Genomic DNA, 13,227 nt, shown 5'->3' on the forward strand with positions numbered 1-13,227 from the left:
CACTCCCCCGTCCGCCGTCTTACAGAGGCGTCCTCACATCTCAACTAAATCCCCATGCTTTACATCCTGTCCTTGACGGCAAAAAAGCTACCTGCTTTCCAGCAAATAGCTTTTCATAACATATTTATGCGGCTCATACTCCCCGTTATTTTCCGGCACGCCCGAACACGCTCCGGCAGAGCCTGACATATTCCTGATACTCGGGATATTCTCTGAGCTCTGCTAAGAGATCCACCATAGAATTATAATACCATGCATGCTTCTCTTTCTCTTTTACATTAAAACGCTCCCAGATTTTCTCCCCTACCAGGATGTAGTCCCGGGCGGTGCTTCGGATATTGCTCAGCTTGTCCGCCAGGGTGAGGATTTTAATCTCACGTCCTGCGGAGCGCAGATGTTCTATGGTGCGGCTCTTCCGCTCCAGCCATGTCTTGGACTTATCTTCGCTCTCCTCGGCTACCAGGTCCGCCACGTGGCGGCCAAAATGTTCTTTCAGCTCCCCGTAACTGACTCCGGCGTCCTCGATCGTATCGTGAAGGAGGGCGGCGGCTATCACTTCTTCATCATCGGACATCATCGATGCTATCACGGCCGTCTCCAGAGGATGGGTTATATAAGGTATATTGGACCCTTTTCTGAATGCTCCTCTGTGTGCTTTTTCCGCAAATTCAGCAGCTTCCCTTATCATTGGATCCCCCTATTCTGATTGGCCGGCGGCCGTCTGGCCTCCGTCCCGGACAATGTGTACGTCCATCTGGTTAAATGGAATTTCAATTCCGGCTTCGTCAAACGCCAGCTTAATTTTCTCCGTAATATCCCATCTGGTCTTCCAGTAGTCCTCTGCCGCGACCCAGCCTCTTGCGCCAATCATTACCGAGCTGTCACCCAGGCTGTCTACAAACACTGTGATGTCGGAATCCTTCATAATCGCAGGGTGTTCTGTGTAAAGTTTTTCAAGTATCAGCTTTGCTTTCTTTAAATCGGACTGGTATCCGATTCCCACGGTCAGGTCAAGCCTTCTCTTCTCCATTGCAGTCACATTTGTGACGGTGGAATTGGCCAGCGTTCCGTTGGGAACCGTGATTGCTTTGTTGTCAACGGTAGCCAGTGTCGTATATACAAGACCAATCATGGAAACCGTGCCTTCCCCCTGGGGACAGATGATGTAATCGCCAACCTTAAACGGTTTCATCATCAGAATCAGCACGCCTCCGGCAAAATTAGCCAGGCTCTGCTGAAGAGAAAGGCTCAGCGCCAGGCTGGCCGTACCCAGGACTGCCAGGATGGAGGTCGTGTTGACCCCAAGCTGTCCCAGTATAATAAACACCAAAAGTGCATACAGGATGAATTCCGTAAGGGAACGGAGAAATTTGGAAACGCCAATCTCCACCCCTGTCCGCTCGAAAGATGCATTCATCATCTTCTGGACAATCCTTATCAGTTTTCTTCCTATCAGAAATATGAGCAGTGCAATAAACAGTTTCCAGCCAAGGGACATCAAATCAGGTCCCAGGTCCGCCAGCATCTGCTTTATCATTCCCGGCTTCAACTGCTGGAAATCTGCAATATCTCTGTTGATTGACTCCACGGCATCCGTCGCCGCTGTTCCCGCCGTTCCCGCTGTCGCCAGCATAAATATATGTCCTGTCATTCAGAATCTACCGCCTTACTTCTTTGTTCTCTTTTTCAGCGGTATTACATCCGCCGGTTTTCTGTCCGGTACCGGAGCGTCCTCGGGCTTTGCTCCGCTCTTTTTCTCCGCATTTGCCGCAGGCTTTACGGTTTCCGCTTTCTTTGCAGTCCCCGCAGTCTTTGCAAGATTTGCATTTTTCACAGTCTTCACAGAAGCATTCCCGCCCGCATTTTTCACTGCCGTCTTTTTCTGTGTCTTCTGAACCGGTTTTGCGGCTTTCTCCGGAGTACAGCTAAATACACAGACGCTCAACGGAGGCACCTGGATCGTGATGGAGTAATCCCTTCCGTCACATTCCTCTTCTCTGGAAGTCTTCACCCTTGGATTGCCCTTGCCGCTTCCGCCGAACTTTTTCGCCTCACTGTTGAAAATCTCTTTGTATTTTCCTTCAAAGGGAACCCCTGTGACATACTTCTCATGGAGAACCGGAGCGAAATTACAGACGAAAAGGAGGGTCTCCTCTTTCTTATCCGTCTTTCTGATAAATGATACAATATTATTGGCCGAATCCATGCAGTTAACCCACTCGAATCCTTCCGGATGGTAATCATTGCGGTAGAAGGCCGGATAGGTCCGGTACAGGTGATTCAGTTCTTTCACATATTCCTTCATCTCGCTGTGGAGCGGATATTCAAGCAGGTTCCATTCCAGCTCCGCATTCTCATTCCATTCATTGAGTTGGCCGAATTCCTGTCCCATGAACAGAAGTTTCTTGCCGGGATGGCCCATCATGAATCCGTAGGCCGCCCGCAGATTGGCAAACTTCTCTTCCATCGTCTTGCCGGGCATCTTACCTGCCATGGAACCCTTGCCGTGAACTACCTCATCGTGTGAGAATACCAGGATAAAATCTTCACTGTATGCATACAGCATGCTGAATGTCAATTCACTGTAGTGATGACATTTGAAAAGTGGATCGTATTTCATGTATTCCAGGAAATCGTTCATCCATCCCATATTCCACTTATAGTCGAATCCCAGGCCGTCTTCCTTGACCGTTCCGGTGATCTTCGGCCAGGCCGTTGATTCCTCCGCGATCAGGACCGCTCCGTCTTTTCTGCCCTTAAATACGGAATTCAGATGTTTTAAGAATTCCACCGCCTCCAGGTTCTCGTGGCCGCCGTAGATATTGGCAACCCACTCTCCGGGATTCTTGCCGTAATCGAGATACAGCATGGACGCCACCGCGTCAAACCTGATTCCGTCCGCGTGATAGCGGTCGGCCCAGAACATCGCGTTGGCAATCAGGAAGTTGGAAACTCCCGGTCTTCCATAATTATAAATTAAAGTTCCCCAATGAGGGTGTGAACCCTTTCTCGGATCCTTGTGCTCATAAACGCAGGTACCGTCAAACTGGGCCATACCCCAGGCATCCCTTGGGAAATGGGCCGGAACCCAGTCCAGGATCACTCCGATCCCCTGGCCGTGCATATAGTCCATAAAATACATGAAATCATCGGGCGTGCCGAAACGGCTCGTAGGTGCATAATAACCCGTCACCTGGTATCCCCATGACGCATCCAGCGGATGTTCCATCACCGGCATCAGCTCCACATGGGTGTATCCCATCTCTTTCACATATTCGGCCAGCTTCTCCGCTATCTCACGGTAATTGTAGAACTCGGAGCCTACAATCTCACTGCCCGTATCATCCACTGCGATCGGCCTGCGCATCCAGGAGCCCAGATGAACCTCATAGACCGACATCGGGTTTGTCTTAGTATCGGTCTTTGCACGCCTGTCCATCCATTCCCTGTCGTTCCATTCATACTGGTTCAAATCCCAGACCACCGACGCCGTGTTCGGCCTGAGTTCCGCATAGTTTGCATACGGATCCGCCTTCAGGGCCGGATCGCCGTTCCTGAACTTCACTTCGTATTTGTATACGGCGCCTTTCTTCACTCCGGGAATAAACAACTCAAATATGCCGGATTCCCCCAGCTTTCTCATCTGGTGTCTCCGTCCGTCCCAGAGGTTGAAATCACCCACTACGCTGACGCGCATCGCGCAGGGAGCCCACACGGAAAAATAAACGCCCGGCGTTCCCTTAACCGTCATCGGATGGGCGCCCATCTTATTATAGATTCCATAGTGGATCCCGGCCTCGAACTTCTTTAAATCCGAATCGGTAAACTGAGGCGCAAATGAATATGGATCATGAATCTCGCTCAGGGTTCCGTTATCGTAAAATACCAGCAGCGTATATTCAGCCAGAGTTTTTCTCGGTATCAGCGCCGCAAAGAAACCCGCGTCATCCGCCAGTTCCATCTGATATTTCTTCCCTGTAGAAGTTATCTTAACTGTGATATCCCTGGCAGTCGGAATAAATGCCTGTACCAGCATACCTTCCTCTGTCATGTGGGCACCCAGCATATTATGCGGATTGGAAGCTTCTGAATATACCAGTTCCTCGATTCCGGCCCAGTCCATCAAGTCGTATAATGTTTTATCCATAAATACGCCTCCTTTTTCCTACCTGTTTTATCTTCATTCTATCATCCTGAATTAAATAATACAATCACTTTACCCTAATTTTAGATTTGGCCTCTCAGCTTGTCCCTGCGCCCGCCGCAGTCCGCCCCGCCGCTCCCGACAGGTACCAGGCCAGCATGAGATCGACCGCCCTGCCGTAGCTCCTTACTCCGTCCGCCTGGCTGTTTGCCTTTAAATACGTGTTGTTCAGCGTTTCCGCCGCCTTTGAAACCTTTGAATCAAACCGCTCCCAGAACGCCGTATTCTCACGCAGATCTTCCTGTACTTCCGGTCTCAGCCTGTTCCAGTATCCGGCATATGACCCATGATTTACCTCCGCCAGTGCATTGCCTGCATAAATCCATCCCATCAGACAGCCGCTGTAGCGGTATTCACCGTCGTCCGCCCCGATACAGGCCAGAAAACCGATAAAATTCGCCTCATCCTCCCTCATAAATCCTCTCAGGTGGGAAAGCTCGTGGCACACCGTATGAGGAATGTTGTACGGGGTCATTTCCGCATTGTAGTTAGCCTCCACCGTGAAGGGGGAATAAATTCCGCTGAGCTGCTGGACCGATAAAATCCTGGAAATCAGAAGCGGTTTGGGTACCGGATAATAACCGGAGAGCTGGGGATACTGTTCTCCGAGCTTATTCATTGCCCTGACCGCCTCGCGCTGAATCCCGCCCTTTGTCCGGGTGCCTGTCTCCGTATAGGCCGCGTTGACCTCACCGGTAAGCCATTCTAAAAGTTCTTCCAGTTCCTCCTCGGAATACCGCCCGGCTCTGTATTCCAGATAATTGGAAAACGGACGGCGGTAATAATTCACTCCGCAATTGACCGTATAGATGAAAAACATAACTGAAATTAAAAAGAATGTTCCTGCGGCCATCTTTTTCCAGTCCTTCAGATGATGGACGCCGTAGACTGCACAGGACAAAAACAGAATATAGATAAGAAGTTCCACCACAGAAAAGGGAAACAGACCAAAAAAGCGGGCAAATGCCCCTGAGACCGGCGGATAAACGGTTTCCGCATACCATGGCCCAAACCAGGCTGTCCTGCGCGCCAGCAACTGCAGGGCAGCCGAGACGGCCAGCAGGAGCATTCCCGCCGCAGACAGTGTAAATTCTCTGTTTTTCCTCATCCTTACCCCCATATTTCTTCCCCTTATCCCGAAAAATGGAAAAAAACCTTACCATTTGTGAAATTTCTTCAAAAAAACTTGATAAATCAAAAAAACTCATATACACTATTATATTGCAAACTAAACTCATTCGTCAAACAGGAGATACTATGAAAAATATAGAAAAAAACACGCAGGAGGCCGACCTCGAGAGCGAAGCAGTTCCAGCAGCCGCGGAAGGTGAGTCAGACCTGACGGGCTCTGCGGCCGCGGAGGGTGAGTCAGACCCGACGGGCCCTGCAGACGCGGAGGATGAATCCGGCCTGACAGGCCCTGCGGCCGCGGAGGACGAATCCGGCCTGACGGATCCCGCACCGGGAGCCCTGGCAGAAGAGCTGGAAAAAGAGCTGGCCAGAAACACGGTCAAAAGCGGACTTCCGGAGCAGGACGCGGAGAACAATACTCCCGCATCTGCAAAAGGGAAGAATGAAAAAGAACCCATCAACTGGAAAGCCGAGATTATAAGCTGGATTCAGGTCCTTGTGACGGCCGCCCTTATCGCCTTTGTCATTGACCGCTTCATTATAGCCAACAGCCAGGTCCCGACGGGTTCCATGGAAACCACCATCATGCCGGGTGACCGCGTGATAGGTTCCCGCTTAAGTTACACCTTCGGGGAAGCCGAGAGAGGCGATATTGCAATCTTCGTCTATCCGGACGACGCAGACAAAGGCATCACCACCTACTATGTAAAGCGTGTAATCGGAATGCCGGGCGACACCATCGATATTATCGACGGGAAGATTTATATCAACGGCTCCGATACCCCTCTGGATGAACCTTATCTCCACGAGGAGATGGAGGAGGAACCGCCGCAGCATTACGAAGTCCCGGAAAATTCCTATTTTATGATGGGAGACAACCGGAACTACTCCAACGACTCCAGGCGCTGGAAAAATAAATTTGTAGCCGAGGATCAACTGGTAGCAAAGGTTCTGTTCCAGTATTATCCAAAGATACGGAAACTTGAATAGGGTTATTGTTCACACCGCATTGCGCTGTGAACAATAACACCGTGATGCACAGAAATGGCAAAGAACGCCATTTCGCGCCGCAGAACTCGGGATTTTCACAAAAAACACGTGAAAACACCTCGCGGAATACATCCCGAGTGAACAGTAACTTGAATAGGAGCATCAGGATATTATAAAATAAAAAATAATCTTTAATCCTATATTACGAGGGAGGAACTTATGAAAAAAGTTGTAAAATTCGGCGGCAGTTCCCTTGCCAGTGCGAAACAGTTCAAAAAAGTAGGCGATATCATCCGTTCCGATAAGGCGAGGCGCTACGTCGTTCCGTCCGCACCGGGCAAGCGCAGTAAAACAGACGAAAAAGTAACAGATATGCTCTATGCCTGTTACGATGCGGCATCCACCGGCGGAAGCTACGGAAAGATTTTTTCTAAAATCAAAGACCGCTATGAGCAGATTATCGAAGGTCTTGGACTCAACCTGAACCTGGATTTTGAATTCAAAAAGATCGAAGAAGACTTCATTGCCAGGAAGGGACGCGACTATGCCGCTTCCCGAGGCGAATATTTAAACGGTATTGTCATGGCCAACTATCTCGGCTTTGAGTTCGTCGATGCCGCCGAAGTTATTTTCTTTGATGAAAACGGCAGCTTTCTGTCCGATAAAACCGATGTGGAATTATCACAGCGCCTCGACCATATTGAGCGCGCCGTCATCCCCGGATTCTACGGCTCCAAACCGGACGGCAGCATCAAGACATTCTCCAGAGGCGGTTCCGATGTGACAGGTTCCATCGTCGCAAAAGCGATTCATGCCGATATCTACGAGAACTGGACCGATGTTTCCGGATTCCTTGTCACAGATCCCCGTCTCGTGGATAATCCCGAGCCAATCGAAACCATTACATACCGCGAGCTTCGTGAGCTGGCCTACATGGGCGCCAGCGTTCTCCATGAGGACGCCATTTTCCCGGTCCGCAAGGAAGGAATCCCGATCAATATCAGGAACACCAACAAGCCGGATGACATGGGAACGCTTATCGTGGAGAGCACCTGCCGCAAACCGAAATATGTTATCACAGGTATTGCAGGCAAAAAAGGATTCTGCTCCATCAACATTGAAAAAGCCATGATGAACTCCGAGATCGGATTCGGAAGAAAGGTTCTGGACGTCTTTGAAAAATACGGCATTTCCTTTGAGCACATGCCTTCCGGAATCGACACCATGACAATCTTCGTGCATCAGGACGAATTCGTGGAGTTTGAGCAGTCCGTTATCGCAGGCATCCACCGTGCGGTACAGCCGGATTCCGTAGACCTTGAGTCCGACCTGGCGCTGATCGCCGTAGTGGGACGCGGGATGAAATCCGCCCGCGGTACAGCCGGAAGAATTTTCTCCGCTCTCGCCCATGCCCGTGTCAATGTAAAAATGATCGACCAGGGTTCCAGTGAGCTTAACATCATTATCGGTGTAAAGAACGACGACTTTGAACCTGCCATCAAGGCAATTTACGATATCTTTATCACGGCTGAGATGTAAGCCGTTCATGCTGTAAAAGAACCCCGGATATCATCAGCGGATGATTCCGGGGTTCTTTTCGTTGAGCGGCAATGAAAAGTTCGCGAAGCGTGCTTTTCGTTGTTTTATTACTCTGTCTAGTCCGGTGCATATTCGCGGTCCGGCTCCTCTGCGTTAAAATCCTCTGCATTAAAATCCTCTACAATAATTTCAGCCTCTGTGCTTTCAGGCATTCTGGAGCGTTCCCACCGGAGCTTTACTTTGAACAGATCCGCTTCGTTCCCGACTTCCATCGTACCCTTCTGGAGTTCCATAAAACTCTTTGCAATGGCAAGACCCAGGCCGGAACCCTCCGTGTTTCTGGATTCATCGCCTCTCACAAACCGTTCCGTAATGTCCTTGCCCACAAGTGATATCTCGGTAGCCGAAATATTCTTCATGGATACGGTGACCGCTTCCCCGTCATCCGTTATCTCCACATAGGCTCTCGTCCCCGGCATTGCATACTTCACAATGTTCACCAGCAGGTTCTCAAATATCCTGTATGTCTTCTCGCTGTCCAGCACCAGTACGGCTTTTTCCTCCGGTAAATTCCAGCGGAACTCTATCTCCGAACGGCTGATTTTATCTTCCAGCTCCAGCCTTACCTGTTTCATCAGGCTAACGATGTCCACCTCTACCAGATGCAGCGTCACGTTGTTGCTGTTGGCCTTGCTGATTTCAAACAGATCCTCAATCAGGCTTTTCAGTCTCATGGATTTCTGGTCCAGAATCCGGATGTAGCTGCGGCGCTCCTCCTCCGTGATTCCCTCTTTCTGCAACAGATTGACATAAGTAATAATCGCCGTCAGCGGTGTCTTCAGATCGTGGGAGACATTGGTAATCAGTTCCGTCTTCATGCTCTGGCTCTTTACCTCCTCATCCACGGCCTTTTTAAATCCGTCCTTGATTTTGGTAATCTCTTCTTTCAGCGGCTCAAATATGCCCAGATCCTCATTTATCTCAATATCCAGGTTGCCCTCGGCGATCTTTCCCGTTGCCTTAAGAAGTACCTCGTATTTCTCCTGCATCCCGTCATAAATTCTTCTGAGCAGGAAAAACAGGACAACCGAGTAAATAAGAAGGCCAAATATACCGAAAAACCAGAAACAGCTGATTACGGTAAGAAGTACGAAATTCACTCCAACTATTTTTAAAAGAAGCTTAGTCTGCTTATCCCTGAAATCCACGGATCCGACGAGGCCGCAGGTTTTCTCCACCGCGTTCTTGCCTCCCATGAACAGCCAGCCCACGAGCGTACGCTCTTTCAGCCAGCGTTTCAGGCCCAGTGTGAAGATAGAATCCATGCTTACGACAAACCAGTATATAAACGACAGCCCGATGAACCACACCACCGCATTGAGGCCCATCACCAGGCCGGATGCCTGATCGGGGGTAAAGTTGAATTCCTGGATAAATTCACCGGCAAAACCGCCGGTAACCGTACCCATTATCATGTCAAACATCACGTATCCGCTGTCGGCCGTCAGGGCAATCGCGAAACCGCCGATCATAATCAATATTTCAAACGGAACCGAAAAGATTTTCCTCTCCGTCAGCCCAAGCGGCTTAATCAGTCCCATGATAAACGCCAGCGCCGCCGTCAGGAAGGAAAAGCCGAGTACCATCCAGGCCGCCACCTGTTCAAACTTCCAGTAATCATGGAAAACATAATCCTGTCCGTTTATCGTCATCCAGTATCCGTCATACACCTCATAATCCATCGTAGAGGAAAGGTTATTAATCTTTTCCGCATTTATAAACACCTGCTCTTTCAGCCACGGATAAGCGGCCATTGCGCCTGCCGTAAGAGCTATCACTGTAATGAGTGCCAGTATGACACCCAGACTATTGTAATTTCTCGATTTTGTATCCAACGCCCCACACCACCTTTAAGTATTTTGGTTTTTTTGGGTCTATCTCTATTTTCTCACGGATATTTCTGACATGCACCATGACGGTATCCGTGTTGACAGCCCGTTCGTTCCACACTCTTTCATATATTTCATCGGCCGAAAAAACGCGGCCCGGATTTTTCATCAGCAGGGAGAGAATCTTAAATTCCATCGGCGTCAGTTTTGCCGGCTCTCCGTCTACCATTACCTCCACTGTATCTTCATTGAGCTCAAGCCCTCCGATACGGTAAATATTACTGTTTTCTTCCTCTTCTCTCTCCTCTTTCCTGTTTAACAGGGCCATAAACCTGTTGTACCGTCTGAGATGAGAATTCACTCTGGCCAGAAGCTCCATCGGCGTAAACGGTTTCGTTATATAATCATCGGCTCCCATATTGAGTCCCATGATCTTATCCACTTCCTCCGACTTCGCAGAGAGGAAGATGACCGGAAAATCATAATGTTCCCTGAGCTTGACTACCATCGTCACTCCATCCATCCTCGGCATCATGATATCGACAACCGCCAGATGTATTTCTTCCTGCTCCAGCACCTTGAGTCCTTCCACTCCGTCTGCCGCCTGGAATACACGGTATCCCTGCCCACGCAGGAAAATTTCAATTCCTTCCCTGATTTCCTTATCATCTTCTACCAGTAAAATCCGGCTTTCTCCTGTTCTGTTCTGTATATCCATTATTTTTTCTCCATATCATCCCCGGTTCAGGCTCCCAGGATTGTACCAGGACTCTGTAATTCCATCCTGTCGGAGGGCCTCAAAACCGCGTAGTTTTTCTTTTTCTTTATTATACTACTTTTTTTGAGTTCCTCCCTCACAAGTAAGAGAAAATTAAGGAAAATGCTAAAAGCAGCTACGCTTGCAAGAAACGCTACGGCCACCTCGGTAAAATATTCAGCACTCATGTTATCAGCTCCCCTTTCAGTCTTTTTCTTTTTCATGACGTAAGTATACCCTGCGTTTCTAAAGCCGGTTCTGGGGAAAAACAAAAGAAATTCTAAAGAAGGGGCAAAGATTAAAAAAAGATAGCCTGCGCGGTCCCGGTGTGATAGTATTGAATCAACGGACGGACGCTTTACAGAGGAGAAAAACACATGGAATTAACTTATAAAAGGGCCTCTTTGGAAGACCTGGAGCTGCTCACGGAAACGAGAATTACCGTTTTAAGGGCGGCAAACAAACTGGATGATACCGTAGATATGAGCATTGTAATGGAACAGTCCAGGGACTACTACAGGCATTCCCTGGCCGATGAATCACATATCGCATACCTCGTCTATGACGGTGTAACATTTGCCGGTTCTGGCGGAATCAGTTTCTTCAGGGTCATGCCCACCTTCCACAATCCGGATGGCCGTAAGGCATATATCATGAACATGTACACCGCCCCGGATTACCGAAGAAAGGGAATCGGCCGTCAAACCCTCGGCCTGCTCGTGGCCGCAGCAAGAGAAAAAGGGATTACGGCAATCTCACTCGAAGCGACGGACATGGGACGGCCTCTGTATGAAAAGTTCGGTTTCGTCGGTATGGAACATGAGATGGAACTGCTTGATGAAGTGCAGGAACCGTAAATTTGTATGCAAAAAACTCCGGAAGGCTGTCCTCCGGAGTTTTATCTATCGTAATTTATTTGCTGTTCGCTTTTTCCATATGCACATTTTTCCCTTTGATCTTCACGTCCTTCATCGCTTTTAAAACGATGTCGGCCTGTTCTCTCGGCACTTCTACAAATGTGTATTTGTCAAACATATCAATGCTACCCACCATACTGCCCGGCATTCCTGACTCTCCGGCGATTGCACCGAGAATATCTCCAGGCCTGATTCCCTGGTTCTTACCGATGTTGATGAAAAGGCGCGCAACATTCTCTCCACCGCCGCTGCGGCTGTTTCTCGGACCACGGCTGTTTTTATTTCTGTTGTTCCTCTCATAATCGTCCAGATCATCCAGAGAACGGAGCGGGAATTTTTCTTCGGTAATATCCTCGTACTCATCTCCCATAGACATTTTCAAAAGAGCGGCTGCCAGATCGAGGGTGGTATAATCCTCCTCAAGGACTCTCTTCTCCACAATATTTATGATTTTATCGAGATCATTATCCCGGATAACCTCACTCACACTGTCCAGAATCTTCTCCGCTTTAATTGAGGTCACATCATTCAGGGACGGAATCGGCTGGGGAAGAATCTTCGTCTTACAATAACGCTGGATTTCTCTCAGCTTATATACTTCCTTTCCAACTACCAGGCTGAGCGCTTTTCCTTCTCTGCCGGCACGGCCCGTACGGCCGATTCTGTGGACATAGTATTCGTCATCCTGAGGGATATCATAGTTAAATACAGCTTCTACGTCATCTACATCGATACCTCTGGCTGCAACATCCGTTGCGATTAAGATGTCTGTCCTGCCATTTCTGAAACTGTTCATAACACGGTCTCTCTGCATCTGTTTCAAATCTCCGTGAAGACCCTCTGCAAAATATCCCCTGTTCTGGAGTTCCTGAACCAGATCATCCACCTGTCTTTTCGTATTGCAGAAAACAATAGACAGTTTGGGATCATACATATCCAGCAGCCGGCACATAACTTCTATTTTATTCTTCGGTTTCACTTCATAATAGTACTGTGTAACCTTTGGAACGGTCAGCTCCTTTTTTACTACTCTTACGATTTGCGGGTCTTTCTGGAATTTCTTCGCAATCTCGGCAATAGCCGGCGGCATCGTCGCAGAGAACATTACGGTCTGGCGCTCTTCCGGAAGCTCGCTCAGAATCATCTCCATATCCTCTAAGAATCCCATATTCAGCATCTCATCCGCCTCATCCAGAACAACGGTATGAACGTGATCCAGTTTCAGGGTCTTTCTGCGCATATGATCCATCACACGGCCCGGTGTTCCGATAATAACCTGTACACCGTCTTTCAGGGACCGGATCTGTCTTCCTATCTCCTGTCCTCCGTAAATTGGAAGAACCTTTACTCCGTGCATATATTTTCCAAGGCGTCTGACCTCATCGGAAACCTGGATTGCCAGCTCTCTCGTCGGGCAGAGAATAATCGCCTGTAACTTTTTATTCTTCGGATCCACCTTCTGGAGAAGCGGAATACCGAAGGCCGCTGTCTTACCTGTTCCGGTCTGGGCCTGGCCGATTATATCCACTCCCTGAATCTCCAGAGGAATTGACTGGCTCTGAATCGGCGAAGCCTCCTCAAAACCCATATCTGTAACTGCGCGTAAAATCTTCGCATCTAAATTTAAATCTTCAAACTTAACTGCTTCCATTCTTTTCCTTTCCTGATTCAAAACTTCAAAAAAGAAGATCCAAGGAACGTCTCAGCTCTCGAATCTTCTCAACTTTAACTATATCTAATAAAATATAGCAGATCTCCTTCGCCTTGTCAATTAAAGATTTTTGTTGGGGAACAAGGACG

11 protein-coding genes are annotated in these 13,227 nt (G+C 48.8%); 3 read left to right on the forward strand and 8 right to left on the reverse strand.

Annotation, left to right across the window (positions count from 1 at the left end; genetic code table 11):
- Positions 1–145: 145 nt before the first annotated feature.
- The 4 genes from QZT18_RS22150 to QZT18_RS22165 form a co-directional block, all read right to left on the reverse strand.
- Positions 146–688 (reverse strand): HD domain-containing protein, encoded by a 543-nt coding sequence (locus tag QZT18_RS22150; protein ID WP_294151636.1) that lies wholly within the window; start codon positions 686–688, stop codon positions 146–148.
- 9 nt (positions 689–697) lie between these two features.
- A complete protein-coding gene (locus QZT18_RS22155; protein WP_294151639.1) occupies positions 698–1,651 on the reverse strand; it encodes a mechanosensitive ion channel family protein in 954 nt (317 codons plus the stop codon).
- 15 nt (positions 1,652–1,666) lie between these two features.
- A complete protein-coding gene (gene glgB / locus QZT18_RS22160) occupies positions 1,667–4,147 on the reverse strand; it encodes a 1,4-alpha-glucan branching protein GlgB (protein ID WP_294151642.1) in 2,481 nt (826 codons plus the stop codon).
- A gap of 94 nt (positions 4,148–4,241) precedes the next feature.
- Complete coding sequence (locus QZT18_RS22165; protein WP_294151644.1) at positions 4,242–5,324, reverse strand: DUF3810 domain-containing protein; 1,083 nt, start codon at positions 5,322–5,324, stop codon at positions 4,242–4,244.
- Between the two features lie 467 nt (positions 5,325–5,791).
- On the opposite strand from QZT18_RS22165, the gene lepB reads away from it, so the two are divergent.
- Together lepB and QZT18_RS22175 are read left to right on the forward strand one after the other, a co-directional pair.
- Positions 5,792–6,325: a signal peptidase I gene (gene lepB / locus QZT18_RS22170; RefSeq protein ID WP_294151663.1), complete on the forward strand. Its 534-nt coding sequence runs from the start codon at positions 5,792–5,794 to the stop codon at positions 6,323–6,325.
- A 219-nt stretch (positions 6,326–6,544) separates the two neighbouring features.
- On the forward strand, positions 6,545–7,864 hold the full coding sequence (locus tag QZT18_RS22175) for an aspartate kinase (RefSeq protein WP_294151646.1): 1,320 nt from the start codon (positions 6,545–6,547) through the stop codon (positions 7,862–7,864).
- A gap of 116 nt (positions 7,865–7,980) precedes the next feature.
- Here QZT18_RS22175 and QZT18_RS22180 read toward each other — a convergent pair whose 3' ends face one another.
- From QZT18_RS22180 to QZT18_RS22190, 3 genes are read right to left on the reverse strand one after another with little or no spacing between them, the layout of a single operon-like run.
- The gene (locus QZT18_RS22180) at positions 7,981–9,759 is read right to left on the reverse strand and encodes a sensor histidine kinase KdpD (RefSeq protein ID WP_294151648.1); all 1,779 of its coding nucleotides are present in this window, start codon (positions 9,757–9,759) and stop codon (positions 7,981–7,983) included.
- Positions 9,731–10,471 (reverse strand): response regulator transcription factor, encoded by a 741-nt coding sequence (locus QZT18_RS22185; protein WP_294151650.1) that lies wholly within the window; start codon positions 10,469–10,471, stop codon positions 9,731–9,733. The genes QZT18_RS22180 and QZT18_RS22185 overlap by 29 nt, the downstream gene beginning before the upstream one ends.
- A gap of 26 nt (positions 10,472–10,497) precedes the next feature.
- Positions 10,498–10,734, reverse strand: a complete 237-nt coding sequence (locus QZT18_RS22190) for a hypothetical protein (RefSeq protein WP_294151654.1) — start codon at positions 10,732–10,734, stop codon at positions 10,498–10,500.
- A 153-nt stretch (positions 10,735–10,887) separates the two neighbouring features.
- On the opposite strand from QZT18_RS22190, the gene QZT18_RS22195 reads away from it, so the two are divergent.
- Positions 10,888–11,367, forward strand: coding sequence for a GNAT family N-acetyltransferase (locus tag QZT18_RS22195; protein WP_294151656.1), 480 nt, complete (start codon positions 10,888–10,890; stop codon positions 11,365–11,367).
- Positions 11,368–11,422: 55 nt separating this feature from the next.
- Here QZT18_RS22195 and QZT18_RS22200 read toward each other — a convergent pair whose 3' ends face one another.
- Positions 11,423–13,078 (reverse strand): DEAD/DEAH box helicase, encoded by a 1,656-nt coding sequence (locus tag QZT18_RS22200; protein WP_294151660.1) that lies wholly within the window; start codon positions 13,076–13,078, stop codon positions 11,423–11,425.
- Positions 13,079–13,227: the final 149 nt, after the last annotated feature.

It is taken from the genome of uncultured Clostridium sp. (assembly GCF_900547735.1).
Lineage (GTDB): Bacteria > Bacillota > Clostridia > Lachnospirales > Lachnospiraceae > Otoolea.